Below are 25,669 nucleotides of genomic sequence, written 5' to 3' on the forward strand. Positions count from 1 at the left end.
AGCGCCTTGGCCGCTGGATGGCGGTACGCGGATATCTTGGCAAAAACGTGCCGCTGTTGAAGCATGTCGCCGCAAAGGCAGGGCAGCGCGTCTGCCGGATCGGCGGCACAGTGACCGTCGACGGCCGGGCGGTCACGCGCGCACTGACACATGACCGGCTTGCACGTCCGCTGCCCGTCTGGCGCGGCTGCCGGACGCTTGGAACCGACGAGCTGTTGCTTCTCAACCCCGAGCATCCCGACAGCCTTGATGGCCGCTACTTCGGCCCTCTGCCGACAGCAACCGTGCTCGGTCGCGCGATCCCCATCCTCACCCGACTTACGCCCGACGCGCCGCTGATCTGGCGGTGACGGCCATCGTCCAACTTCAACTGAAAGGACCATTCCCATGCAGATCGGCAGCTTCATCCGCACCGACAAAGGCTTCGAAGGTGTCATCGAAACGGCGACGCTCGATATCCGTATCTCGCTCATCCCGGTTGAACCCGGTGGCGCCGACAAGGCACCCGACTGGCGTGTTCATCGCGGTAATGATGGCGAAGGGCCGGAAGTGGGCGCGGGCTGGAACGAGAGCGGTGAGCGCGCGGGGGATTACGTCTCGCTGCGCATCGACGATCCCAGCTTTCCGCAGCCGATCCGCGCTGCCCTGTTCCAGAATGTGAGCGATCCGGCATCCTGGTCATTGCGCTGGAATCGTCCGCGCAAGGCCCGTGAGCAGGACTGAGCCGATGCGTCCTGCCGCGATCAATCGGCTTTTGAACCTGCGTTTGCGAGCCGCATCTCTCACCGTTCCCGCACTGCTGGCCGCGTTGCCTATCGGCAATTCACCGGCATTGGCGCAGGACGCAAACCCTCCGCCAGCGCCGCCCGCCGTCACCCATCCCCATGCGCCGCATGTTACTGACGCGGCACGGCGGTTCGGCATTCCTGAGGCTTGGATCTGGGCGGTGATGCGCGTCGAGAGTGCCGGAAACGCCCGCGCCGTTTCGCGCGCAGGGGCGATGGGCTTGATGCAGATCATGCCCGCAACGTGGGCACAGCTTCGTGTGCGCCATGGGCTCGGCACTGACCCGTTCGATGTGCGCGACAACATCATGGCAGGTGCGGCCTATCTGCGCGAAATGCACGACCGCTACGGCAATCCGAGCGCAATGCTGGCGGCCTATAACGCCGGGCCGGGGCGCTACGACGACCACCTTTCGCGCGGCCGTCCGCTGCCCGCCGAAACAGTTGCATACCTGGCGCGGCTTGGGTCAGTCACAGGCAACGAAAGTGACGTAGAAATGGCTGTCGTCGCGCAGCCTGATCGCTTTGCGTGGCGTCGTTCGGCGCTGTTCGTTCGCTCGTCCGCAGCCGCGTCCGACGCTGACATGGCGCGACCGGAGAAGGAGATTGTCGCCGCCAATAAGCCAATCTCTGCGCCCGAAGTGGGCAATCCTTTGCCACCCAATCCGCCGACTGCAACGCCGATCGACAGCCTCTTCGTTCCCCGCGCTGGCGCGGGTCGATAGCAATGATCGCCACAGTGTTCAGACGGCTCATTCAAAAGGAAATCAGGATGGATCAGGAGGGAAAGGACCTGAGAAGACGATTGCAAGATACAAGCCGCACCCCGTTTCGCCGGAAAACCGTTGGTTTTCTTATGGCTAACATGGGGGCGTCGGTCGGCGCGCGTGCCGCTCGGAAGGAAAAAGCCAGCAAAAACAACACGCCGAACGGCACCATCGCCGGTTTTCCGCGGAAAGCGGCCCGGCCGTGAGCAAGGAGCGCGAGTTTCGCGTCCGGCCGGGCAAGGCCAAGCGCAGCAAGGCGGGAAGCCGCAATGCGCGCGGCCTGGTCGCCGAGGTGCTGCGCGTCGCCGCGATGAGCGGGGGCAACGGGCGTCGCGCTTGGAGCGGGCCGACCCGCCGCGGCCAGTCCAACTTTGGGAAGGGCCGCACCGCTTTCGCCCGCAGCCGCCTTTTGGGGTCTGGCCGTCGGGTGCTGGTGAAGGCGCTCCCCGTCCGCCACCGCATCGGTAGCCGTCGCATAGCCCCGCTATCCGCGCACGTTGCTTATCTGAAGCGAGAGGGTGTCACTCGCGACGGCTCGCCGACGCACATGTTCGACGCCGAATCCGACCGCGCCGACACGTCCGCGTTCGCCGATCGCTGTAAGGACGACCGGCATCATTTCCGGATCATTGTGTCGCCAGAAGATGCGGCAGAGTTGAGCGATCTGCGCGATTATACGCGCGACCTCGTTCGCCAGATGGAGACCGATCTGGGAACGCGGCTCGATTGGGTCGCGGTCGATCACTGGAATACCGACAATCCGCACGTGCATCTGCTCGTTCGCGGGCGCACCGATCAGGGCACCGATCTCGTCATCGCCCGCGACTATATCGGCCACGGCCTGCGGTCACGCGCCGAGGAGTTGGCCTTCGCCGAGCTGGGGCCAAAGCCCGAACTTGAGGTCCACCGGGCGCTCGACCGCGACGTGACAGCCGAACGCTGGACCCGGCTCGACAACGAGATCGGCCGCGCCGCTGACGAACTGGGCGTGGTCGATCTGCGCCCTGAACGCCCCGGCCCGGACGATCCGCGCCTGCGCCGGTTGATGGTCGGACGGTTGCAGCATCTCGAAACGATGGGCCTCGCCGCCGAGGGCGAGCCCGGCCAATGGGCGGTCGCCGACGGGGCACAAACGAAGCTGCGCGATCTGGGTGCGCACGGCGACATCATCCGCACGATCGGCGCGGCGCTGCGAGAACACTGGCACGATCGCCCGCTCGACAGCTACGCGGTCGTGAACGGCCCGCCCGAGAAGCCGATCGTCGGCCGATTGATCGACAAGGGGTTACACGACGAGCTGACCGGCACGGCCTATGCCGTGATCGACGGCACGGACGGGCGCACCCATCATGTCCGGCTGCCCGGCATCGAAACGCTGGAGCAGAGCCCCGCGCTCGGCGGCATTGTCGAGCTGCGCGCGATCGGCAAGCCCGGCGAGCCGAAGCCGACGTTGATCCTTGCGACGCGATCAGACCTCGACCTCGCCGCGCAGGTCAAAGCACACGGCGCAACCTGGCTGGACCATCGCCTGATCGAGCGCGGCGCGGGCATCGCCGATGGGGGATTCGGAGCCGAGGTACGCCGGGCGATGGACGCCCGCACCGACCATCTTGTCCGCGAGGGACTGGCGCGGCGCTTCGGCGAGCGCACTGTGTTCGAACGCGGGATGCTCGACACGCTGCGGCGGCGCGAGCTGGACTCGGTGGGCGCGAAGATCGCGGGCGAGACCGGGCGGGCTTACCGGCCGACGCAAGCGGGTGAGAAGATCGCTGGCGTCGTCCGCCAGCGCCTCGCGCTCGCGTCGGGTCGTTTCGCCATGATCGAAAGCCTCGAAGCAAATGGGGGCCTTGGCTTCCGCCTCGTGCCGTGGGCGCGCGGCCTCGACCAACAAATTGGCTGTCAGATCGCGGGCGTGGTCCGCGACGGCGGCGGCCTCGACCTCGCGCTTGGCCGCAAGCGCGGCCTTGGCCTCTAACCCATCAAGGAGCCCTCTATGTCCGCTACTAAAATCCTTTGGGGCCAGATCATCGTCGTGTTCCTGATCGTCCTCGCCGGCGTATGGAGCGCGACCCAATGGACCGCTGCGGCGCTCGCCTATCAGCCGGAGCTGGGCGCGCCCTGGTTCACGGCGTTCGGCTGGCGTGTCTATCCGCCGCCTGCCTTTTTCTGGTGGTGGTTCTCGTTCGACGCCTACGCGCCCGACATCTTCCAGACCGGCGGCCTCATCGCGGTGTCGGGCGGGTTCGTGTCGATCGTCGTGGCGATCGGCATGTCTGTGTGGCGCGCGCGTGAATTGAAGAACGCCGAAACCTATGGCTCGGCGCGCTGGGCAAGTCCGCGCGAGGTCCGCGCGGCCGGACTGCTCGGTGATGAAGGGGTGGTGCTGGGCAAGCTTGATGCCGACTATCTGCGCCATGACGGACCCGAGCATGTGCTGTGCTTCGCCCCGACCCGTTCAGGCAAGGGCGTCGGGCTGGTGATCCCGTCGCTGCTGACTTGGCCCGGCTCGGCAATCGTTCATGACATCAAGGGCGAGAACTGGCAACTCACCGCCGGCTTCCGCGCGCGCCATGGCCGGGTGCTGCTGTTCGATCCGACCAAGGCTGCGTCGGACGCCTACAACCCGCTGCTAGAGGTGCGGCGCGGACAGTGGGAGGTGCGCGACGTCCAGAATGTCGCCGACGTGCTGGTCGATCCCGAAGGCAGTCTTGAGCGCCGCAATCATTGGGAGAAGACCAGCCACAGCCTGCTGGTCGGCGCGATCCTGCACGTCCTCTATGCGGAGTCCGACAAAACCCTGGCGGGCGTCGCTGCCTTCCTCTCCGATCCGGCGCGCACGATCGAGGAAACGCTGGCCGCGATGATGGCGACGCCCCACTTGGGCGATGCTGGCGTCCATCCCGTCGTCGCCAGCGCGGCGCGCGAGCTGCTGAACAAAAGCGACAATGAACGATCGGGGGTGCTGAGCACCGCCATGTCGTTTCTCGGCCTCTACCGCGATCCCGTCGTGGCGACCGTCACGCGCGCCTGCCAGTGGCGCATCGCAGATCTGGTCGAGAGCGAGCGGCCCGCCACGCTCTACCTGGTCGTGCCTCCATCCGACATCTCGCGGACCAAGCCGCTGATCCGGCTCATCCTCAACCAGATCGGACGCCGGCTGACCGAGGAGTTGACGCCCAAGGGCAACCGCCACCGCGTGCTCTTGATGCTCGACGAGTTTCCGGCGCTGGGGCGCTTGGACTTCTTCGAGTCCGCGCTAGCGTTCATGGCGGGCTATCGGCTCAAGGCGTTCCTGATCGCGCAATCGCTCAATCAGATCGAGAAGGCTTACGGCCCAAACAACGCCATTCTCGACAACTGTCATGTGCGGGTGAGCTTCGCCACCAACGACGAGCGAACCGCCAAGCGCGTGTCGGACGCGCTCGGCACCGCGACCGAAATGCGCGCGATGAAGAACTATGCCGGGCATCGCCTGTCGCCCTGGCTCGGGCATTTGATGGTATCGCGATCGGAGACGGCGCGTCAGCTCTTGACCCCTGGCGAGGTGATGCAACTCCCGCCCGAAGACGAGATCGTCATGGTGGCGGGCGTGCGTCCGATCCGAGCGAAGAAGGCGCGCTACTTCCGCGATCGACGGTTCGCCGAGCGGATCGTGGAAGCGCCCACGCCAGTGATAAGCGAGGTCCGGCCCGATGACTGGACCGGGCGCGCCGTTGCCGCCGACCCAACCGACGTGGCGCGGATTGTCCGCGAACAGGAAGATGCTGCCAATGGTGGGCTACGCCGCGAGCCGGAGATTCCTGAGCATGTTGCCATCGTACCCGAGACACCGCGTCCGGCGGCGCGCGAGTTCGATGTGGTCGACGACGGCCCCGATGACGCTGTCCAGCAAGCGGCGGTGCGCCGCCAGATGCAGGGGATTGCGCGGCAAGCTTCGCTCGACCCGAGCGACGGCATCGAGATGTAGGACATTGCCATGCGAACCCGACTGAATGTCTATTTCCCACCCGCTCTCGCCAAGCAGGTCGACGAGCTAGCGATCCGGCGGCGCATTTCGCGCTCGGCGATCGTGGAGGCGGCGGTGGCGTCTTACCTGTCACCGGACGGTGCTGATCGGATGGAGGCGGCGTTCTCGCGGCGATTGGATCGCCTCACCCGGCAGGTGCAGCGGCTGGAGCGCAATACCGGCCTGACCACCGAGGCGCTGGCGCTGTTCGTCCGGTTCTGGTTTTCCGTAACCCCGCCGCTACCAGACGAGGATCATGCAGCCGCGAAGGTGAAGGGGCGCAAACGCTATGAAGGGTTCGTTGAGACGCTGGGCCGCCGTTACGCGAGCGGCAAGAGCCTTCTCGAGGAGATACCTAAGGACTTCGAGCAACCGGTCAGCGAGCCCGACTAGCTGTGAAAGAGCGCTCCAACCTCCCGTGTCAGAGTTGCTCGCGGCAACGCTCCGCAACGTCCTCAAGATGCTGCGCCGCGTCGCGGGCCCGCTCGGTTCCATAGCTTTCGGAGAGGTTTACCAATGCCTCGCCAAATGGCCGATACAACGCTGCTAACGATTGCCAAACCCGCGGTGTCGCCTCCACGAGCAACGCCCGCCGGTCGTGGGGTGACGGCCTCCGGCGCACGAAGTCCTTCCTCTCGAGCCGATCGAGCAGAACCGTCACCGACCCGCTCGTCAAATCGAGCGCTTTACCGATCTGCGTTGGAGATACAGGTCCATTCTCAAGAAGATGCAGGCACCGAAGATCGTTGCGTGACACGGCGAGAGCTTTCGCTGCCTTTGCATCCAAGGCATCAACTGCCGAGTGCAAGGCCCGGCAGGCAGCCACAATCCCGGCTGCGTCATCGGGTCCTTCCCGATAGTTCGGCTCATCGCTCATCAAAAAACGTTTGACCGCACAGGAACCGTTAGGCAAGTATCTTGATAATCAAGTTATCTGTCGCGTGGGATCGGAGGAGTGCATGCTTGTGTGGAGTCTCGTCGCTGCGGCAACGGCCGGCATCGGAATTGCCACCTTTGCGACGCCGCACGTGGTCGAGTATGTCGAGACGGTCGTCATCAAAGGTCGGCCCAAAGATATTTACGACGCCATCCGCTATCAGCGGCGGTTGATGGAATGGTCGGCCTGGCCCCCGGAAACCGGATCAGCGTGCCGAGTCGAGGGAGAAGACGGTGCAATCGGGGCGCGGACGGTCTTTATCGACAAGCATGGCAAGCGCTTCGGCCATCAGGAAGTGACGGCACTGACGGACAGCGCGACGGTGAGCTTCGTTCTGGAAAGCAAGGGGCCGCCACATAAACCCGAGCTTCATTTCCACCTGTCCCCAATGAGCGACGACACGACGCTAGTAATCGCTCATTTCCGCAACGACATCGCGCCGCCGTTCAATCTCGTGCAGCGCCTGTTCGGCATCGTTCGATGGACCCGCGAGATGCACCGGAAGGATCTCGACGGCTTGAAGCGTTTCGTGGAGAAAGGGGAAACCTATCTCGGGAACACAGCTGTCGCGGCATGAACAGCGGCGCGCCAATCTATCCCTATTCATTTGAAGCGCCGATCGAGAAGTTCGGAGTCGGGAGGGCGCGCAAGATTTGGTACAATGTCCTGTTTCTTCCCGATGCCTTGCGAAGCGAGTTACCCTTTGGCCTATATCCGCGGTTGCGGGTCGATGGCGAGATCGCCGACGTACCGATGAGCAACGCGTTCATTCCCGCTGGAGACGGTCGAAACTACGTCATCGTCGCCCCCAACGTCCTTGCTGATGCTGGCGTTACGCTTGGCAATCAGGTCGAAATGCGCTTTCGCGTAGCCGATCAAGATCGCGTCGACGCACCACACGAGCTCCTTGCAGCGCTTTCCGCAGACTCCGAGGCAAATGAACTATGGCAACAGTTGACGCCGGGAAGAAGGCGCATGGTTGCGCAGCATGTGACGTCGGCGAAAACCGTGGAGACCGGCGAACGCCGTATCCAAGAGGCACTTGAAGCAATAACAAAACATGGCGGCGACATGCGCGCCTGGCGCAAAGACACGAAAGCTTCGCGCCAAGGCGATGGGCTCATCGAAACGGTTGGGCAACTTTACGCAAGCGGCAAGAGCTTGCTCGACGAAATCTCCACAGATGTCTGGCCGAATTCTTCGCGTAATGCCGACGAAAGCTGATGCACCGAAAGACCTTACTCTGCGGGCTGGAGCGCTCGTGAAATCTGCGTTTGTCCTCGGGCACCATGCCTGCGACGCGCCAAAAGCTTGCGCCACCATAGCACATAACCCGTGACAACGAGCAAGCAGGTCGCAATCCCCGCCATCAGGATAAGGATGCGCCCGGTCCAGCCGAACGCCTTGCCGCTGTGCAGCGGATATTGCCAGGCGACGAGAACGTCGCCCGCCGTGCCTTCGCTGAAATGCATGTCGCCAAGCACCTGCCCGCCGCGAGCGTCCACGGTGAGCGTGCGTGCGCCATAGTCTGCGACCAAATCGCGCTCGTCATGTGCGAAGATGGACCACAAGCCTTTGGCGGCATCATAGCCGAGGCCTGAGGCTTTGAGCCCTGGCCGTGCCGCTTGCGCCGCCGCCAGCGCCGCATCTGCATCGACCGGCGGGGCGTAAAGCGGCTCCGCCAGCGTCGGGTGGGTTTCGGCAACGGCAACCGTCGGCGCGCTGATCGGTTTGAGCACGGCCATGAATTCGTCATGGAGGTTGAAATAAACTCCGCTGAACGCCAGCACCGCAGTGATGGGGAGCATCCACATCCCGCCCGAGCGGTGCAGGTCGAAGGTGCGCTTATACCCCCGGACGTTCTTGCGCAGCTTGAAGGTGTCCGTCCATTGCTTCGCCGAGCGGAGTGCCAGCGGGACCGCGATGAAATGGTCGATCGTCCATAGCATCGCGAGGATGCCGAACAGCCAATAGACCCATTCGCCGCCGTGCAGTTCATAATGGAGCTTGTAGACGAAGGGCATGATGCTGGAGCGTTCGAGCGTCCATTCGCCGTAGACGCGGTCGCCCTGGATCCGCATGCTGGCTGGATCGACATAGACCTCGCGTCCGTCCTCCCCCACAGCGCCTGGGCTATCGGCACGGTCGTTGAGATAGACGAGCATTGTGTCGCCCGCGCGCTGCGGCAGCCGCAAATAGGTTGCCGTCGCGCCCGGATGCGCCGTTTCGGCCGCAGCCAGCACCAGCGCGAGCGGCGCGTCCACCGCTGACGTACTTAACCGCGCCTGGAACAAGTCAGGGTTCAACGCCCGGTCAAGCTCTGAGTAAAAGACGAGAAAACAGCCGGTGAAGGCAATCACAAACAGCCAAAGCCCGCCCACGATGCCGAACCAGCGATGCCAAAGAAGGAAAGGCCGAGCACGCATGGCTAGAACGCGACCTCCAACGAGGCACGCAGTGTGCGAGCCTGGCCGAAGATTAGCCCGCCATAAAAATCGACGCTCTCGAAATGACGCTTGTCGAGCAGGTTCTGGACACCGACGCGCGCCGTCATACGGGTCGCACCCGTATCAAACGTATAGCGCGCACCAAGGTCGAAGATGGTGTGGCCCGGCAGTGCGAAGTTATTGGCGAAAGTCACGAACTTTCGGCTATCACCCTGCACGCCGCCCGTGACGTAAAAATTGGGATCGAGCGGCGTGCGCCAGTCGGCAAACAACGAGTAACGCCACTTGCCGATACCCGGGATTCGGCTGCCGACATTCTCTGCCGCTTCGGCGACCTTGGCGTCGAGATAGGTGACGCCGCCCGCCAACCGAAGGTTGTGTGTGACGTTGCCCAGCACCGTGAACTCGACGCCGCGGTGACGCCTTACGCCATCCTGTACGAACAGATTGGCGCTGTTGACGTAGGCCAGCCCCTGGTCGATCTGGAACGCAGCGAGCGTGACAAGAGCACCACGACCAAATTCGTGCTTCACGCCAAGCTCGATCTGCTCGCTCTTGATCGGCGGGAAGGGCTCTGGCCGAAAATTGGCCGCCGTTTCCGGCGGGGTCTGACCTTCCTCCAGACCCGTCGCGTAACTGGCATAGAGCGACGTGCGGTCGAGCGGCTTCCAGACTACGCCGAGAACGGGACTCCACGCGTCATCGTCGAAAGTCTCTTCGCCCGTGTCGGGATTGTAGCCGCGCAAGGTGGCATAGGTCACACCGCCGAGCAGGTCGAGCCGGTCGTTGACCGACAGCGTAGCATTGACGAAGGCTGTGTGGCGCCTCGACGCGAAGGCGCCCTCGAAGCTGCCGGGCGTCCCCGGCGGAGGCACAAAACCAAGGATCGTCTCGCCAGTGAACAGATTGCCGCGCCGCGTACCGCCGAGATACTCGGACGCGTCGGCGAAGAAGTAGCCGTTGCGGAAAGCGGCGCTTCGGTCGTCGTAGATGTACCCGAGCGAAAGTGCAGCACCAATCCCCAGCAGTGAGAAGGTGCCGTCGACACCGGCCGAAACCGCTTTGTAAGACGGCTTGAAGCTCTCTATCGTGTAGACGCTGAGCGTGTAGCTGCCGTCCGGCTGCAGATCGTTGGCTTCCCCCGACGTATACGGAACATCCGCGTCGACTTTGTGCCCGGACAGGCGGGCCGTCCAACCCTCGGCGAACCGCCAGCTGGCACCCAGCCGATAGACGCTTTGGGAGCGATCCTCCACGAGCCACGGCTGGGCGTTCGTATCCTCGGGATCGACCAGAGGCAGCAGCGCGCGGGCGCGCTCGACGTCACCGCCAAAGGCTCCGTTGAAGAGGAGGCCGAAGACGTTGTTGCTGTTCTCGAAACGCTCATACTCTGCTTCGAGCGTGAGGTCCGGGGTCACCCGCCAGTCGAAGATGCCGCTGTAGAGCCGCTGCTCGCCTTTGACATTGCGGCGGAAACTATCGATCTCGTTGACGAACAGGTTCACGCGCACACCGAACCGGCCGTCGGGTCCGAAGCGGCCGCCCGCGTCGAGCTGGCCGTATAGCGTACCGTGATGGTCGCCGCCGAACAAAGCGAACCCGCTGAATGTCTCAGTGGGGCGCTTGGACACGACATTGATGACGCCGCCCGGCGAGTTGAAGCCGAATCGGAAGCCGGACAGGCCCTTGAAGACGTCGATCCGGTCTTTGTTCTGGAACGGCACGCGGACCTGCGCGCTCGTTGGCAGGCCCTCGCGGTATATGAGGTTCTGGTAGAAACCGCGAATGTTTACCGTGTCGTCGAATTGCGGAAAAGCAAGCACCAACGAGGGATCGTTGCGCGCGACGTCGGCAAAGCTGATCGCTTGCTGGTCGCGCAAAAGCTCGGAGCCTAGCGAGTTGACGGAGAACGGCGTGTCCAGCACCGGCTTATCCGGCAGTACCGTCGAGCTGACGGGTGAGCCGCGGTAGCCAGTCACGATGATACTGTCTGATTGCGCGCTTTGCTCAAGTTCTTGTTGAGCGGTGTCACTATCGGATGCCTGCGCGTATGCCGGCGTTACAACCAGCAGGGAGCCAATCGCCGAAGCAGAACCCAGCAAAAACGATGAACGAAAACTAGGCACCACGAATCAAATTCCCCCGCGCAAAATTCATGATGACTCCCTATCTTTGATGCAAACGCCTCGCAATAGCGAATGTGAAGCTCGGTGGTGCAGAGAGCAGTTCGCCGAGACGTCCATCGGCAATGTTTGAGCGAAATGGCGAGGGAGTCTTCTCGAAATCGGCAAAAAGGATGGTAGGTCGCCGAATCCTATCGATCAGCCAGATTAAGGTCGTCGGATGAAGCCGACAGGATGCGAGGTAGCCGCCAGCACCGTATATACCGCCGCCTCTACTTCGCCCATAACTAACTGTTGCAACCCAAGTATTTCTGCGTCTCTTGCTGTGCCCCGACAGCCGGGCGGCGGTTCGCCCGGTCCTTTTGAGGGGCCTGGCCTTGAGCGTCCATCCGATGCAATCCGAGGCCAAGACGCGCGGCGCGCGGATGCTCCGCACGGCGCTCGGTTCGTCGATTGCGGCGTGGCTCGACGACCCCGCCGTCATCGAGGTGATGCTGAACCCCGACAGCCGGTTATGGCTCGACCGACTCGGCGAAGGTATCACCGACACTGGCGAAACGCTCTCCGCCGCCGATGGCGAGCGCATCGTGCGCTTGGTCGCGCACCACGTCGGCGTCGAGGTTCACGCCTGGTCCCCGCGCGTCTCTGCAGAGCTGCCGGAAGGCGGGGAGCGGTTTGAGGGCTTGCTTCCGCCCGTCGTCGCTGCCCCGGCCTTCGCCATCCGCAAGCCCGCCGTCGCGGTGTTCACGCTCGACGACTATGCCCGCGCCGGGATCATGTCGGCGGCCGAGGCCGAGGCGCTGCGCCACGGCGTCGAGACACGCGCCGCTTCTTGCGCCAGCTGCGCCTTGATCTCGCCCATCTGGGTCAGGCCGAGAGTGCGGCCCACGCCGGTGGGGTCGATTGCATATTCGGACGGCAGCACGATGGTGGTCAGGATGACGCCAGCGGTGACGATGGCAAAGCCACTTGCCTTCAGCAATTGGCCGGTGGTGGGCAGGTCTTCGAGACGGGGGCGTTGGGAATTGAACATGGGAGGGCTCCTCGACAATGGGGATCAGCTGGCTGCAAAACCGGCTAGTTGATAACCGACCAGCACAAAGCCGGCAGTCATCAGCAGAGTGTTGGCGGCAAAGGCGTAGCGCATGAAACTGGCGGTGCGGCGCCAATATCCCATGACAATCAGGATCGCGCCGAGCGCCAGCAATTGGCCAATCTCCACCCCGATGTTGAAGGCGATCAGATTGGGGATCAGGCCATCTTGCGCAATTTGAAACTCGATGATCTTGGTGGCAAGGCCAAATCCGTGGAAGAACCCGAACACCAATGTCGCCACCTTGGTATTGGGTTGAACACCGAACCAGCGCTGGTAGGCACCGAGGTTGTCGAGCGCCTTGTAGACCACCGACAGTCCGATGATCGCGTCGATCAGATAGGCGTTGGCGCTGATTCCGGTCAGCACGCCGAACAGCAGCGTGGTTGAGTGGCCGATCGCAAACAGGGTCACATAGATGCCGACGTCCTTCATCCGATAGAGGAAGAAGATCACCCCAAACAGGAACAGCAGGTGGTCGTACCCAGTGACCATGTGTTTGGCTCCGAGATACAAGAAAGGGAAAAACAGCACCCCGCTGCTTTCTTGGATATAACCCTTGTCCCCCTCGGCGACATTGTGGGCATAGGCGTCCACCGACACGAGCAGCAGCATGGCCAGTGCCAGAATGGAAAATATGATCCAGCGTCGCAAGGCTGGAGAGGTTGGCGATAATTGAGCGATCATGGCGCGGTATCCTGATTATTGAACGGCGGGACGGCGGCGGAAACGATCCCGCCAAGCTGGCTTTGGATTGTCAGCCTCACCGGTCCTCTTTGCGTGGACCAGAGCGTAAAGCGCGGGCAGCACCACCAGAGTCAGGATGGTTGAAGAGACAATCCCGCCAATCACCACACTGGCCAACGGCCGCTGCACTTCCGAGCCGATTCCCACATTCAGCGCCATCGGCACAAAGCCAAGTGATGCCACGAGCGCGGTCATCAGCACGGGCCGTAACCGCGTCAGCGCCCCTGCACGGATGGCATCTTCTAGGCTGCGGCCCTCCTCGCGCAATTGCTTGATGAAGCTAAGCATCACCACGCCATTGAGCACCGCCACGCCCGAAAGTGCGATAAAGCCCACCCCGGCCGAGATCGAAAAGGGTATGCCGCGCAGCAGCAAGGCTGCCACGCCGCCCGTGAGGGCCAGCGGAACGCCGGAGAACACGATGGCCGCATCGCGCAGGGAACCAAAGAGCGCAAACAGCAGACCGAGGATCAGCAGCAGGGTGATCGGCACCACGATCTGCAACCGCTGGGTGGCTGATTCGAGCTGTTCGAAGGTTCCGCCATATTCGACCCAATACCCCTCAGGGAGATCGGCATCGCGCGCCACCACTTGCTGGACTTCGGCAATGAACGACCCCAGATCGCGCTCGCGAACATTGACCGTCACAACCGCACGGCGTTTGCCATTTTCGCGGCTGATCTGGTTGGGCCCGGTGATGTCGGTGATCGTTGCGACTTCGGATAGCGGCACAGTTTGCACCGCCCCGCCCGCGATCCCGCCACCGGGCAGCGGAATAGGCAGGCGTTCCAGCACCGTGCGATCCTGCCGCAGGTCTTCGGACAGGCGCACGACGATGTCGAACCGCCGGTCGCCTTCGAAAATCTGACCCGCGTTGGCACCCGCAGTAGCTGCGGCCACCACTTCCTGCACCGCGCTGACATTGAGGCCCAGCTGGCTTAGGCGCGTCCGGTCAGGGACAATCTCAACAAACGGCAAGCCGGTCACCTGTTCCGCCTGCACATCTTCCGCGCCATCGATGCTCGAAACAATGCCAACCACGCGGTCGGCCGCTGCTGACAATTCGTCGAGATCATCGCCTACGATCTTGATCGCAACATCGGACCGAACGCCCGCGATCAGTTCGTTGAACCGCATCTGGATGGGCTGGATGAATTCATACCGCGAACCCGGCACGTCGCGCTGGATTGCCTCGTTCATCTCGGCAACCAATTGTGCTTTGGGCTTGCGCGGGTCGGGCCATTCGTCGCGCGGCTTCATGATGATGAAAGTGTCGGCCACGCTGGGCGGAACTGCATCGGTTGCCACGTCGGCAGTCCCGATTTTGGCGAACACCAGGCTGACTTCCGGGAACTGCTTGATGCGGTTTTCCAGTGCGGCCTGCATCTGCACTGCCTGCGTCAGGCTGGTGCCCGGAATCCGCAGGGCGTGCAGCGCGATATCTCCTTCATCGAGGTTGGGGATGAACTCCGAGCCCAGCCTTGTGGCTGCCACCCCGCTCAGCACCACAAGAGCGCCAGCGAGCAGCAGCACCGTGACGCGGGCGCGCAAGGCCCAATCGAGCAGCGGAGCATAGGCCCGGTTGGCACCGCGCATCACACGGCTTTCCTTCTCCTCGACTTTGCCGGTGACAAACGTTGCCACGGCGGCGGGCACGAGCGTGAGCGACAGCAGCGCTGCTGCCGTGAGCGCCAGCACAACGGTGATCGCCATTGGATGGAACGTCTTGCCCTCCACGCCGGTCAACGCAAAGATCGGCAGGTAAACGATGGTGATGATGGCAATGCCGAACAGGCTGGGCCTGACGACTTCTGCCGAAGCGCTGGCGGCAAGGCTGAACCGTTCCTCACGGTTCAACAAGCGGCCAAGGCTGTGTTGCGCTTCGCCAAAGCGGCGCAGGCAATTCTCGACAATGATGACAGCGCCATCGACAATCAGCCCGAAATCGAGCGCACCCAGGCTCATCAGATTTCCCGACAAGCCGCCTTCAACCATGCCTGTAATCGTCATCAGGAAGGTGATCGGAATGACCGCCGCCGTGATCAGAGCCGCGCGGATATTGCCCTGCAGGGCAAACAGCACCACGATCACCAGTAGCGCGCCTTCGGCAAGGTTCTTTTCGACCGTCCCGATCGTGGCTTCCACCAGCACTGAACGGTCATAGACGGTGACCGCAGACACTCCTGCGGGAAGAGACTGGTTCACGACCTTCAGTTGCTCGGCCACTGCCACGCTCACATTGCGCGGGTTTTCGCCGACCAGCATATAGATCGTGCCCAGCACCACCTCGCGCCCGTCCTTGGTGGCCGCGCCCTGTCGGATCTCCGAACCGATGGAGACATCGGCGACATCGGCGATCCGTACAGGGGTGCCGGCACGAAAGGCGACGATGATGCCCGATAGATCCGCTTCGCCGGTTGCATTACCCGGCACCCGGATCACCGATTGCGCGCCCGACCGCTCGACATAGCCCGCACCCACACTGGCATTGTTGCTTTCCAGGGCCTTCGTCAGATCGGCCACAGTCAGGCCGAAGCCCGACAGGCGAGCAGGGATCGGCGCAATCACATATTGGCGGCGATAACCGCCAACCGAGTTGACTTCGGTTACGCCGGGAACGTTGCGCAATTGCGGCCGCACCACCCAGTCATGCAAGGTGCGCAGATCTTCCGCCGTGTAGGGGGTTCCATCGTCCTTGCGCGCGCCCGGTTTGGACTCGAGCGTATACATGAAGATTTCGCCCAGCCCGGTCGCAATCGGACCAAGCGCGGGCTCCATTCCGGGAGGCAGGTTTCCAGCCACACCTTGCAGGCGTTCATTGACCAATTGCCGCGCGAAATAGATGTCGGTCCCGTCATCGAACACCACGGTGACCTGGCTCAGGCCAGCGCGCGAAACGGATCGCGTGTAGTCCAGCCCCGGCAGACCCGCCAATGCGGTTTCAATCGGCAAGGTGATACGCTGCTCCGCCTCCAAGGGCGAGAAGCCCGGCGCGGCTGTATTGACCTGCACCTGTACGTTGGTGATGTCGGGCACAGCATCGATCTTCAGCCGCCCGAAATTGTAGATGCCCAGCCCTGCAATCAGCAGCGCTACAACAATAACCGTCCATCGCTGCCGGATCGACAGCCTGATGATATTCTCAAGCATGATGTCGCTCCTCAGTGATCGTGGCTCGCGCCGGCTTTTTCGATGTCGGCCTTGATGACGTAGCTGCCCTTGGTGACATAGGCCTGCCCCGGCTTGATCCCGCCCAGCACCTCGGTCCATTCCGGCCCGCGCGTGCCCAGTTCGAGCATCCGGACTTCGTAAGTGTTGCCCACCTGCGCGAACACCACGGTGAAGTCGCGGAACGCCTGCAATGCCTCGGTCCGCACCGCCAGCGGCACCGGCCTGCTCTGGATCGTCACCACCCCGCGCACCCGCATTCCGGGTCGCCAGAACCCGTCGCGATTGGGCAGACTTGCGCGTGCCAAGAGCGCCCCGGTGGCCGGGTCAGCGCCGGGCAAGAAACTGCCCAGGCGCGACGTCACTGACCGATCACCTTCAAGCAGGCCAAGCTGAATTTCCTGCCCAGCGCGCACCCGTTCCATATCGCGCGGGAAAATGGGGAACACCGCGCGCATCCGGTTGGGGTCGGCAATCACATAGATCGGATCACTTCCGGCAACATCACCGACATTGGTGCGCCGCTCCACAATCACGCCGCTGACCGGCGCGGTGATCGCATAAATCTGCATGCTGTCGGCGCTTTCGACCCGCGCAAGCACTTGTCCTGCCCGAACGGAATCCCCCACATTTGGACCGGCACTGACCACCCGGCCCGGAAATTTCGCACCCACGTTGGATGTGGCGGAAGGCTCCAACTCAACATAGCCGATGATTTCAATCGTTTCGGACAGGCTGGCCGGGCCAACGCGCTCGGTGGTTATCCCCGCCGCCTCAGCGGCCTGCTTGGGGAACGTCACCCGGCCCTCGTATGAGGCATATTCCCAACGATGGCGGCGGCCGCCTTCACGTGCGGCGACGGTAACGTCAAAGCTGTGTGGTTCGCTCACCACGCCGTCGCCCCGCAGGAAATCCTGTTCAGCAGCAAACTTGAACGTGTTGACCTCTCCGTCGAGCCGTTTGAGCTGGATGGTCAGATCAACATCGCCCGGCGCAACCGGCTTGTCGCCGCGATAGGCGTAGACGCGGTACTCCGACGGCACGCCGTCTTCGAATATGGTGACTTCCAGCGCAAATTCGCCATCGCGCAGCATCCGCCCATTGTGGGGACCGCGCTCATATTCCTCTGGAGCAGCGCCTTCGGCTGCCTCGCTGCTTTCAGCCGGGGCATCACCGCAGGCCGTCAGCGAGAAGAGGAACAGCGCCGCAATCGTCAGTTGGAAAAGTCTCATTGTGATGCCTCCTCGGCCAAATTGCTGAAGCGACCGGTCAGGCGGTCCAGTTCAACCTTTGCTTCATGATATTCGCGTGCAGCGTCGACAGTGCGCATGGCAGCATCGACGGAGGCGGTTTGCGCAGCGGCCAAATCGGCAAAGCTGAAGAAGCCACGCTGATAGCCGACACGAACTTCGCTCAAGACTTTCTCAGCGAGGGGAAGCACCTGAGTCTGGATGGCGTCAGCTTCGTGCCGCGCTTCTTCGACCCGTTCGGCAGCAAGCGTGATAGCGCGTCGGAGGTTGAACATTTCAACCTCCCGTTCAGCATCCACCCGCTGCCTTTCGGCCTGGGCTTCCGCCACACGCGCCTCGGCAAGTCGCCTTCCGCCGAGCGGCACCGAAACCCCGAAGACAAAACCAACATCGCCCGTGCCGATAAAGCGCGGCCCGCCGCTGAGGGTGACATCGCGAACGGAATCGGCCTGACGAACGGCGATGGCTGCGTCAGCCTGCGCACCTCTTGCCTGATAAATTGCCGTGATCAGTGGCGATGGTTCATTTGGCCCGGCAACAGGAGCGAGATCCAGAAATCTGCCTATCGGGACGATCAGCCCGTCTGCATTCCCGCCCCACCATTGGGACAACCGAACCAATGCCGCGTCACGCGCATGAACGGCCAGTTCCAGGTCGACCTCGGCCTCCGCAACGCTGGCCCGTGCCCGCGTTCCAGCGAAGATCGGATCGCGCGCCGATGCGACACGGCGATCAACTTCCTTTGAAACGCTTTGAGCAATTGCCAGGCGCTCGCGGGCTACACCGATGGCGGCTTCGGCCGATTGCACCTCAACATAGGCAAGCTGAACGTCGGAAATGATCTCAAGCCGTCGGACAACTGCCTGCGCTAGGGCAACATCAATCTGACGGTCGGCAAGAGTGACCCGCGCCTGACGTTTGCCGCCGCGTTCGATCTGCTGGCTATAGGTTCCGGTGATTTGGAACTGGTCGTACAGACTGTCGGACGGCGGACCGAAGTTTTCGGTCGCAATCTCCAGACTGGGCCTTGGCGGCAGGTCGGCGGCAGCACGATTTGCTTTAAAGGAATCGACCTGCGCAGCAACTGAAGCAGACTGCGGCGCAGATGTAAGCGCACGCCGAATGGCCTCTTCCAGCGTCAAGTCCTGGCCAAATGCAGGTGATGCCATCAAAGCGGCAAATGCTGCCGGCAAAAGCATCGCTTTGCGGGCAGCGTGCGTGCAATTGCACGCACGTGTTCGGGAAAACATGGTAAAAAAACCTTGATCGCAAGCATGGGAATGTCCCACGCCTGCTCAAGGCGCGGGAACTCAGGCGGCCAGTCTCAACACCATGGGAGGGCGCTCTGGGCCCGCGACGGCAATGCCGTCAACATGCCGATTGCCAGCGGGCGCGCGCAAGTTTTCCAACAGCATGACGCCAAGCAATTCAACCGCAGATGTCGCCAAAAGGCTGGGACCAGTATCACCATGATGATGATGCCCACCGGCAATGTCGCGGCGTTCTTGATCATCTGATGCATCGGCAAGGTCATTATCAGCGTGGTGGCCAACCTCAATGGGGAGCACTTCACTTAGCACCGAATGTTCATGTGCCGACGACTGAATCCCAGAATGCTGAATAGTGTTTGCCAACTGCGAGGCGGAACTGCCCGCATACACGAGCGCTAACGCCAAGCACAGCAAGGCGAAAAGGCGCTTCAGGCGAGAGATTTTTATGCCGACCACAATCATCCCTTAAACCTGAGTGTAAGGTGGTGCAAGAAATTAGAACCTAGTGAGGGTCGAGCGTTGGTGATGCGAAAGCACGAGATTGACATCACCAAGGAGGCCAACGCTTCCCGGGCGTAGTGAAAGCTAGCGAAAGTTGCTTCTCCACCGCGGTTCATGACTGCGCTCAATACCCCAAGCCCATTCAACGCATTGGTAACGGGGAGCCAAAGGCTGCAACGTCAGCTTCCATTCGGTTGGTCGATATTGGCCGCAGACATGGATAGGGTTGTCATGAGGCAACCAATTTGGAGAACCAATGGAAGAACAGGGTGTTGCGGGATTGACGATCAGCTTTTGCCGAGTGCTCTGACTGGCGCTTCAGCTTCAGACTTTCAAAGCGAGAACAAAAAAAAGCAGGTGTCCGGTCACTGACCGGACACCCGCCCTTACACTCTTGGCAATGCCTTACGGGCAGCAGTCCATGGCCGCATCACAGCAAGCGAGCACAAGGTCGCAGCAAGACATAGCCAAGGCGGCAACCTGATCCGGCGCGGCGGCGAAGGCTGCCGAGCTGGAACCAAGCAAGACAGCTGCAGCGATGATGTACTTTTTCATGATGTTATTTCTCCGTTGATGTTGAATTGATTGGATTAGCGGAGCATTCGCGGGGGCGGCGGTTCCGGCCCTCCGTTTGGCAAGGGCGGAGAATTGGCGAGAAGCAGGAGAAAGGTGAGCGACGGCAGATCGCGGGCCTCAAGAGTCGAAACGCGGCTAGCCGGGAGCGTCTGGCACAAGGCAAGGCAATAGCTCTGACACTGCCCGCGCTCGTCATTCATGCAATCGCCGCATTCACCAGCGTCCGCGTTCATTTCGGCCATGGGAGCGCAGCCATTTGCTGCATAGGTTGCCTCGACGGGAAGCAGCGCGATCATAATGGCCGCGAGATAGAGAAAGAGGCGATGTGACACTGTGGCGGACATAGTCAGAAGTTCGCTCTGTTCAAAGCCGTTGTTACACACGGGGAAGCGCAGAATGGCGATTATCTGAGGGCTCATCGAACCAACAACGCGAGGCACCATGCAATTGCGGGAACCACTTGTCCACCGAACCGAGCGGCGTCTGTTAGCGGAAAGCTTGATAATGCCAGCTTCGCAATCACGCGATACACGTTGATCACTATGCACAGTTGGCTCGACGAGGCCATATCCGACGATAAATCCCTCATTCTGCGCCGATTCGGGAGCGGACGCGGATGTCAGCAGCTTAAACCGGAGTCGCCATTTATTACGTTAGATTGACTAGAGGCATTTGCGTACCTCCAGGGGCCGACAGCGAACCGTCGCCAACGTCCAGCAGAAAAGGCCCTTGAAAACGTCACTTTTTCGAAGTTAACCCTTGGGCGCTCGAAGGAGACCAATGACGACGGGGCATTGTAGGAAACTGTCCTATATTTGCGCTGCAAGTTGCAATGTGTAGCAATGACCTGTCGACCAGGGTGACGTTTAGTGGACTTCATCGTATCCCCGTTTTTAAGCTACGATTTCCGGAATTCACTTTCCCTTTGGCGACCTACCCGACAGCGATCTCTCCATGGGTTTGATCTGGCCGGGACCGGCTTTGCCTCGTCCCCCTAGCCGCAACAGCGGGCTTACGACTTTCTTCCCCTGACCTGCCCACCCCACGCGGCAAGCCGCACGGGGGCCCCGAGCGAACGGTCATTCCTCGCGAGACAAGAAACTCGCCGCCCGCCGTCCTTCGCTAGCGCTGCGGCCGCAAGCGGTGCGGCGGCGTCCGTCCCGGCCGTTGGATCACCCATCGAGACCGCAATCGGGCGGTTCGATCCAAGGAAAGGAACTTCATCATGGCAACCATCGGCACCTTCAAGAAGACGGCTTCGGGCGAATACACCGGCGAAATCGTCACTCTTTCGGTTCAGGCCAAGGGCGTCCGCATCATCCCGCAGGACACTCGCACCAACGACAACGCGCCATCGCACCGGGTTCTCGTCAATCGCGCCGAGATCGGCGCCGCCTGGAGCAAGACCTCGAACGAAGGCCGCGAATATCTCGCAGTCAAGCTCGACGATCCCAGCTTCAACGCGCCGATCTACGCCAACCTCTTCGACGACGAAGGCGGCGAGACCTTCAGCCTCATCTGGTCGCGCCCGAACGGCCGTCGCAACGACGGCTGAGTCGACCAGGCGCCCCGCCCGGACCACCGGGCGGGGCGCTTCGCTTTCTCAAATGCGCACATCGGACGAAACCGCGACTGGCATTATTCCCCGTCACGATCGGGCCGGCGAAGCAAGTCGGCAGCTTCAAGCCCCAGTTCGCGTGCCAGTCGTTCGACAACGTCGATTCCCGCCGAATAAACGCACCGTTCGAGCGCGCTGATATAGGTTCGGTCGATCTCCGCCCGATGCGCCAACTCTTCCTGCGATAGCCCAGCAACGCGGCGAGCGCGGCGCAAGTTTGCGGCCAAAACCTCTCGTATCTCCATGGATACGAAAGGCAATCATTGCAGAGCATTCAACCACGGAGTATTCTCTACAAAGGGTATCTGAGGAGATCGTGTCGGTGAAATGCGCTGGCAAAATGACGCCGGCTACTGCTTCGCAACGAAGGAATGCCGTCCAGATTTTGGCTCCGATCCTGCAGAAGGCGCGTTCAGCTATGCATGACTTGCAAGTATTTTCCGGCGGTCGTTCCGTTATTGCAGTCGCGGGCAAGAGGGGGGATTCGATGCCATGAACTGCCGTTTCGACGACCTTGCACCGGACATACCGGTGATCACGCCTTATGACGAGGCGCACCTTACTGACTATCTGCGATTGCTCGACGCTGACGCCGACGGAGCCGATTGGCGAGAGGCAGTCGCGGTCATTTTCGACATCGATCCTGCCCGGGAACCGGAACGCGCCGAGCGAATGTACGCCACTCATCTGGCCCGCGCGCGGTGGATGACCGAGGTCGGCTACGCCCATCTGCTGGCGCGCGACAGCGAGCTAAAGCATTAACGTTTCAGTCCATTTTGGCAAAACGTCAGCGCATCGCATGCATGGCAGCATGCAGCTTTGACGCTTTTCGATACGCAAGGGCATTGCCACGCTAGGGTCCGCGGGCCGCGACGGTCGCGGCCGGGAGACTGTCATGCCTGGGTCGTCGAACAAGCGTACCAATAGCAGTGAGAAGGCGGCCGAGAAGCTCGGTCGCGCCGAACTCGCCGCCGAATTTCTGAAGCGCAACCGCAACTACCGCGCCGAACATGCGCAGATGGAGCAGCAAATAGCGCGCGGATCGATTGCACGCCAAGCCGCCGAAGCCGCTTTCGCGCGGCGCTGGGGGTTGTCCTTTCGCCTATGCGCCAGGTGACCTTGCCGACACGGTGATCTGGCGGCCAGAGCTGACCGCCGTCACCGTCATTCTTGATGCAGCGCCGGACGGTTTTGGAAATGCCAAAGCTGTCGATCCGCTGAAGCTGGGCGCGCTCCTCGCCGATCAGGCGGGGGTTGAGGGGCGGCATGTCGTCGTCGCCGACCCGGACGACGAACATTCGCTTTGGCTGCGCGATCCGACGCCCGGTCAGCCGCTGGCGGCGATCATCCCACTCGACAAGGATTTCACGACGCGGGTAACGAGCCTGTTGCGCTTCCATCGCCGATTGTTCGGTAAGCAATCGGGGCCCACGGCACGCGGATGGCTGCTTAGCCGCTACCGGCAAGCACGCCTCGCCATGATGCTTCAGGCGCTCGATTTGCGCATGTCAGGGGCGAGCTATCGCCAGATTGCCGCCGCTATGGGCCGCGAAGACGATGCCGAACTGCCAGCGACCGAATGGAAAACATCGGCCGGGCGGTCGTTCGCAATCCGGCTCGTCCGCGACGCCACTGCGTTGATGAACGGCGACTATCGCAAGCTGCTGCGCATCCGCTGAATTAACTTTCGCGGCTCTCGGCAGGGGTGGTCACATCCCCGCGATCACAAATCTTCATACTCCACCTCTCCGGGCGCGCTTCGTCATTTTCGCCTCCTGCCACCCCCGACCGCAGGAGCCCAACCTTGCCTGATACGACGCATAATCTGCCGCCCCGGTATCTCCGGACACCGGAAGCCGCCCGCTTCCTGGGCCTGTCCGGGCGAACGCTGGAGAAGCACCGCTATTTCGGGACCGGGCCAACCTATCGCCGTATCGGCGGGAGGGTGGTCTATTCGGTCGACGACCTTCAGGCCTGGGCTGATCTCGGCACCAAGCATTCGACCAGCGAGCCGGGCCAGAACGACCTGCTTCCGCGCGCCAATTCGCCCTTCGCGCGGAGTCGGCAATGACTGTCTCACCAACACACCAGCGACACGGCACCCCGCGCCCCGACAAAATGACCCACGTTCAACTGACGTGGATTGAGAAGCGGATCGAGCACTGGATCCGCTTCGGCCGGATCGCCAAGGACGAAATCGTCGATCGCCGTCGCCGCATTGTCAGCTTCCGTCCCGGCGGCATCTTCGCGTTCGTTCGCTGGTCCGCCAATGACTATGGCACGGTCAGTTCGCGCATCGGCATCGTGCGTGCCGTCGGTGCAGACGAGCCGTTCACCACGCTGCCATGCGTGCAGCCCGGCGGCGACATCCTGCTCTCCATCGAGGGCTGGCCAAAGGTCTCCCAGGTGCTCGGTCACATCGACGCGGTAGACAGCGCGGGCGTCGATCCCTGCGACGCAGCCCCCGATCATTGGCGACACGTCCACAACCGCATCGCCGCCGGACATCAGCCGCGAGCCTACACGATGGAGCGCCACCGGGCGTGGCTCAAGCGGCGGGAGATCGAGGGATGACTCGCCGATTTTATGCGCGCGCGACAGCCATTGCTGCTGCTTCATTCGCCCTGTCATTCGCAGCGATTGCGGTGACCGATCCGTTGCCTTGGATCGTCTGGAACGCCAGCGCGAGCGCGCCGATCGGGCTTTACCGGATACAGCCAGACCGCGATCCGCCGCTCGGCACACTCGTCGCCGTGGCACCGCCACAGCGCCTTGGCCGCTGGATGGCGGTGCGCGGATATCTCGGCGAAAACGTGCCGCTGTTGAAGCATGTCGCCGCCAAGGCAGGACAGCGCGTCTGCCGGATCGGCGGCACAGTGACCGTCGACGGCCAGCCGGTCACGCTCGCGCTGACACACGACCGGCTTGCGCGTCCGCTGCCCGTCTGGCGCGGCTGCCGGACGCTTCGAGCCGACGAGCTGTTGCTTCTCAACTCCGCGCATCCCGACAGCCTTGACGGCCGCTACTTCGGCCCTCTGCCGACAGCAACCGTGCTCGGCCGCGCGATCCCAGTCCTCACCCGAAACACGCCCGATGCGCCGCTGATCTGGCGCTGACCTCCTGTCTCACACTCCAACCAAAAGGAACATTCCCATGCAGATCGGCAGCTTCATTCGCACCGACAAAGGCTTCGAAGGCGTCATCGAAACGGCGACGCTCGATATCCGCATCTCGCTTGTCCCGGCTGAGCCCAGTGGCGCCGACAAGGCACCCAACTGGCGTGTTCATCGCGGTAATGACGGCGAAGGGCCGGAAGTGGGTGCGGGCTGGAACGAGAGCGGCGAGCGGGCCGGTGATTACGTCTCGCTGCGCATCGACGATCCCAGCTTTGCGCAGCCGATCCGTGCGGCGCTGTTCCAGAATGTGGGCGATTTGGCGTCCTGGTCGCTGCGCTGGAGCCGCCCGCGCAAGGCCCGTGAGCAGGACTGAATCGATGCGTTCTGCCGCGACCAATCGGCCTATGACCCTGTGCGTGCGCGCCGCAGCGCTGACTGCCGCCGCACTGCTGGCCGCGTTGCCAATCGGCCATGCACCGGCAGTGGCGCAGGAAGCGAACCCGCCGCCTGCGCCATCCTCCGTCCCTCATCCCTATGCACCGCATGTCGCTGATGCGGCGCGGCGGTTCGGCATTCCGGAAGCGTGGATATGGGCCGTGATGCGGGTGGAAAGTGCTGGCAATGCCCGCGCCGTATCGCGCGCCGGGGCCATGGGCCTGATGCAGATCATGCCCGGGACCTGGGCGCAACTTCGTGCGCGCCATGGGCTTGGCTCTGATCCGTTCGATGTACGCGACAACATCATGGCAGGTGCGGCCTTTCTGCGCGAAATGCACGACCGCTACGGTAATCCGAGCGCTATGCTGGCGGCCTATAACGCCGGGGCGGGGCGCTACGACGAACACCTTTCGCGTGGGCGTCCGCTGCCCGCCGAAACAGTTGCATATCTGGCGCGGCTTGGGTCAATCACCGGCAGCGATAGCGTTGTCGAAGTGGCTATCGCCGCTCCGCGTGATCGCTTTGCGTGGCGTCGTTCGGCGCTGTTCGTCCGCACATCCGCAGCCTCAGCAGAAACTGGCTTGGCGCGACCCAAGGACAAGATCGCTGTTGCCGATAAACCAACCTCCCAGTCCGGAGCCGGGAATTCGACGGCACCTGGTCGGCCGATTGTAACGCCGATCGACAGCATCTTCGTTCCCCGCGCTGGCGAGGGTCGACCGCAATGATCGCTGCAGCAATCAGAGGGGTAGTCCGGATGGAAATCAGGATGCATCAGGGAGAAAAGTGCCCGAGAAGTCGATTGCAAGATACAAGGCGCACCCCG

The 25,669-nt window shown here is 62.4% G+C and carries 28 protein-coding genes and 1 pseudogene; 19 read left to right on the forward strand and 10 right to left on the reverse strand.

The annotated features are described in order from the left end of the window. The 7 genes from DM995_RS06895 to DM995_RS06925 form a co-directional block, all read left to right on the forward strand. Window positions 1-350 (forward strand): S26 family signal peptidase (locus DM995_RS06895; protein ID WP_198669279.1); only part of this gene is annotated, 350 nt, incomplete at its 5' end. A 37-nt stretch (window positions 351-387) separates the two neighbouring features. Beyond that, window positions 388-723, forward strand: coding sequence for a DUF736 domain-containing protein (locus DM995_RS06900; RefSeq protein WP_116968926.1), 336 nt, complete (start codon window positions 388-390; stop codon window positions 721-723). 4 nt (window positions 724-727) lie between these two features. Next, window positions 728-1,510, forward strand: a complete 783-nt coding sequence (locus tag DM995_RS06905; RefSeq protein WP_116968927.1) for a lytic transglycosylase domain-containing protein — start codon at window positions 728-730, stop codon at window positions 1,508-1,510. Window positions 1,511-1,512: 2 nt separating this feature from the next. Beyond that, the gene (locus tag DM995_RS06910; protein ID WP_116968928.1) at window positions 1,513-1,758 is read left to right on the forward strand and encodes a hypothetical protein; all 246 of its coding nucleotides are present in this window, start codon (window positions 1,513-1,515) and stop codon (window positions 1,756-1,758) included. Continuing rightward, entirely contained in the window at window positions 1,755-3,527 is a 1,773-nt protein-coding gene (locus DM995_RS06915) for a relaxase/mobilization nuclease domain-containing protein (RefSeq protein WP_116968929.1), read from the forward strand. The genes DM995_RS06910 and DM995_RS06915 overlap by 4 nt, the downstream gene beginning before the upstream one ends. 18 nt (window positions 3,528-3,545) lie before the next feature. Further along, window positions 3,546-5,519: a conjugal transfer protein TraG gene (locus DM995_RS06920; protein ID WP_116968930.1), complete on the forward strand. Its 1,974-nt coding sequence runs from the start codon at window positions 3,546-3,548 to the stop codon at window positions 5,517-5,519. A 9-nt stretch (window positions 5,520-5,528) separates the two neighbouring features. After that, the gene (locus DM995_RS06925; protein WP_116968931.1) at window positions 5,529-5,951 is read left to right on the forward strand and encodes a ribbon-helix-helix domain-containing protein; all 423 of its coding nucleotides are present in this window, start codon (window positions 5,529-5,531) and stop codon (window positions 5,949-5,951) included. A gap of 28 nt (window positions 5,952-5,979) precedes the next feature. On the opposite strand, the gene DM995_RS06930 is transcribed toward DM995_RS06925, so the two are convergent. Next, window positions 5,980-6,435 carry a MarR family transcriptional regulator gene (locus DM995_RS06930; RefSeq protein WP_116968932.1) on the reverse strand — a complete coding sequence of 152 codons (456 nt, stop codon included), beginning with the start codon at window positions 6,433-6,435 and terminating at the stop codon, window positions 5,980-5,982. An 82-nt stretch (window positions 6,436-6,517) separates the two neighbouring features. Between DM995_RS06930 and DM995_RS06935 the strand changes: the two genes are divergently transcribed. After that, window positions 6,518-7,072 carry an SRPBCC family protein gene (locus tag DM995_RS06935; protein WP_157973105.1) on the forward strand — a complete coding sequence of 185 codons (555 nt, stop codon included), beginning with the start codon at window positions 6,518-6,520 and terminating at the stop codon, window positions 7,070-7,072. After that, window positions 7,069-7,719, forward strand: coding sequence for a YdeI/OmpD-associated family protein (locus DM995_RS06940; protein WP_198669280.1), 651 nt, complete (start codon window positions 7,069-7,071; stop codon window positions 7,717-7,719). The genes DM995_RS06935 and DM995_RS06940 overlap by 4 nt, the downstream gene beginning before the upstream one ends. A 14-nt stretch (window positions 7,720-7,733) precedes the next feature. Here the strand turns inward: DM995_RS06940 and DM995_RS06945 are convergent, their stop codons facing one another. Beyond that, window positions 7,734-8,921 (reverse strand): PepSY-associated TM helix domain-containing protein, encoded by a 1,188-nt coding sequence (locus DM995_RS06945; RefSeq protein WP_116968935.1) that lies wholly within the window; start codon window positions 8,919-8,921, stop codon window positions 7,734-7,736. 2 nt (window positions 8,922-8,923) lie between these two features. Next, window positions 8,924-11,071, reverse strand: a complete 2,148-nt coding sequence (locus DM995_RS06950) for a TonB-dependent siderophore receptor (protein WP_116968936.1) — start codon at window positions 11,069-11,071, stop codon at window positions 8,924-8,926. 386 nt (window positions 11,072-11,457) lie between these two features. On the opposite strand from DM995_RS06950, the pseudogene DM995_RS06955 reads away from it, so the two are divergent. Further along, a pseudogene (locus DM995_RS06955) lies at window positions 11,458-11,892 on the forward strand (P-loop NTPase family protein); the annotation flags it as partial. Between the two features lie 230 nt (window positions 11,893-12,122). Here DM995_RS06955 and DM995_RS06960 read toward each other — a convergent pair. From DM995_RS06960 to DM995_RS21165, 6 genes are all read right to left on the reverse strand, one after another. Next, window positions 12,123-12,773 carry a HupE/UreJ family protein gene (locus tag DM995_RS06960; protein WP_232824491.1) on the reverse strand — a complete coding sequence of 217 codons (651 nt, stop codon included), beginning with the start codon at window positions 12,771-12,773 and terminating at the stop codon, window positions 12,123-12,125. An 87-nt stretch (window positions 12,774-12,860) separates the two neighbouring features. Beyond that, on the reverse strand, window positions 12,861-16,055 hold the full coding sequence (locus DM995_RS06965) for an efflux RND transporter permease subunit (protein WP_116968938.1): 3,195 nt from the start codon (window positions 16,053-16,055) through the stop codon (window positions 12,861-12,863). Between the two features lie 11 nt (window positions 16,056-16,066). Next, window positions 16,067-17,305, reverse strand: a complete 1,239-nt coding sequence (locus tag DM995_RS06970; RefSeq protein ID WP_116968939.1) for an efflux RND transporter periplasmic adaptor subunit — start codon at window positions 17,303-17,305, stop codon at window positions 16,067-16,069. Beyond that, on the reverse strand, window positions 17,302-18,522 hold the full coding sequence (locus DM995_RS06975) for a TolC family protein (RefSeq protein WP_232824148.1): 1,221 nt from the start codon (window positions 18,520-18,522) through the stop codon (window positions 17,302-17,304). Before DM995_RS06975 ends, DM995_RS06970 begins: the two co-directional genes overlap by 4 nt. Window positions 18,523-18,633: 111 nt before the next feature. After that, window positions 18,634-19,056: a hypothetical protein gene (locus tag DM995_RS21160; RefSeq protein WP_157973106.1), complete on the reverse strand. Its 423-nt coding sequence runs from the start codon at window positions 19,054-19,056 to the stop codon at window positions 18,634-18,636. A gap of 444 nt (window positions 19,057-19,500) precedes the next feature. Then, entirely contained in the window at window positions 19,501-19,650 is a 150-nt protein-coding gene (locus tag DM995_RS21165; protein ID WP_157973107.1) for a hypothetical protein, read from the reverse strand. A gap of 1,246 nt (window positions 19,651-20,896) precedes the next feature. Between DM995_RS21165 and DM995_RS06985 the strand changes: the two genes are divergently transcribed. After that, entirely contained in the window at window positions 20,897-21,226 is a 330-nt protein-coding gene (locus tag DM995_RS06985; protein WP_116968942.1) for a DUF736 domain-containing protein, read from the forward strand. Between the two features lie 83 nt (window positions 21,227-21,309). Here DM995_RS06985 and DM995_RS06990 read toward each other — a convergent pair whose 3' ends face one another. Continuing rightward, the gene (locus DM995_RS06990; RefSeq protein WP_116968943.1) at window positions 21,310-21,534 is read right to left on the reverse strand and encodes a helix-turn-helix domain-containing protein; all 225 of its coding nucleotides are present in this window, start codon (window positions 21,532-21,534) and stop codon (window positions 21,310-21,312) included. A 247-nt stretch (window positions 21,535-21,781) separates the two neighbouring features. Between DM995_RS06990 and DM995_RS06995 the strand changes: the two genes are divergently transcribed. The 8 genes from DM995_RS06995 to DM995_RS07030 all read left to right on the forward strand — a co-directional run bounded on the left by DM995_RS06995 (window position 21,782) and on the right by DM995_RS07030 (window position 25,571). Next, window positions 21,782-22,051, forward strand: a complete 270-nt coding sequence (locus DM995_RS06995) for a DNA -binding domain-containing protein (protein ID WP_116968944.1) — start codon at window positions 21,782-21,784, stop codon at window positions 22,049-22,051. Between the two features lie 133 nt (window positions 22,052-22,184). Further along, window positions 22,185-22,406: a transcriptional regulator domain-containing protein gene (locus DM995_RS22190; RefSeq protein WP_116968945.1), complete on the forward strand. Its 222-nt coding sequence runs from the start codon at window positions 22,185-22,187 to the stop codon at window positions 22,404-22,406. After that, window positions 22,336-22,968: a DUF2285 domain-containing protein gene (locus tag DM995_RS07005; RefSeq protein WP_232824150.1), complete on the forward strand. Its 633-nt coding sequence runs from the start codon at window positions 22,336-22,338 to the stop codon at window positions 22,966-22,968. The genes DM995_RS22190 and DM995_RS07005 overlap by 71 nt, the downstream gene beginning before the upstream one ends. 125 nt (window positions 22,969-23,093) lie before the next feature. After that, on the forward strand, window positions 23,094-23,360 hold the full coding sequence (locus DM995_RS07010) for a helix-turn-helix transcriptional regulator (protein ID WP_116968946.1): 267 nt from the start codon (window positions 23,094-23,096) through the stop codon (window positions 23,358-23,360). After that, complete coding sequence (locus DM995_RS07015) at window positions 23,357-23,863, forward strand: DUF2840 domain-containing protein (RefSeq protein WP_116968947.1); 507 nt, start codon at window positions 23,357-23,359, stop codon at window positions 23,861-23,863. Before DM995_RS07010 ends, DM995_RS07015 begins: the two co-directional genes overlap by 4 nt. Continuing rightward, window positions 23,860-24,405 carry a S26 family signal peptidase gene (locus DM995_RS07020; protein WP_116968948.1) on the forward strand — a complete coding sequence of 182 codons (546 nt, stop codon included), beginning with the start codon at window positions 23,860-23,862 and terminating at the stop codon, window positions 24,403-24,405. The genes DM995_RS07015 and DM995_RS07020 overlap by 4 nt, the downstream gene beginning before the upstream one ends. A gap of 37 nt (window positions 24,406-24,442) precedes the next feature. Then, on the forward strand, window positions 24,443-24,778 hold the full coding sequence (locus DM995_RS07025) for a DUF736 domain-containing protein (protein ID WP_198669282.1): 336 nt from the start codon (window positions 24,443-24,445) through the stop codon (window positions 24,776-24,778). Window positions 24,779-24,782: 4 nt separating this feature from the next. Further along, complete coding sequence (locus DM995_RS07030; protein ID WP_232824155.1) at window positions 24,783-25,571, forward strand: lytic transglycosylase domain-containing protein; 789 nt, start codon at window positions 24,783-24,785, stop codon at window positions 25,569-25,571. The last annotated feature ends 98 nt before the right edge of the window (window positions 25,572-25,669 follow it).

Origin of the sequence: Blastomonas sp. UPD001 (assembly GCF_003426715.1) — a bacterium.
Classification (GTDB): Bacteria; Pseudomonadota; Alphaproteobacteria; order Sphingomonadales; family Sphingomonadaceae; genus Blastomonas.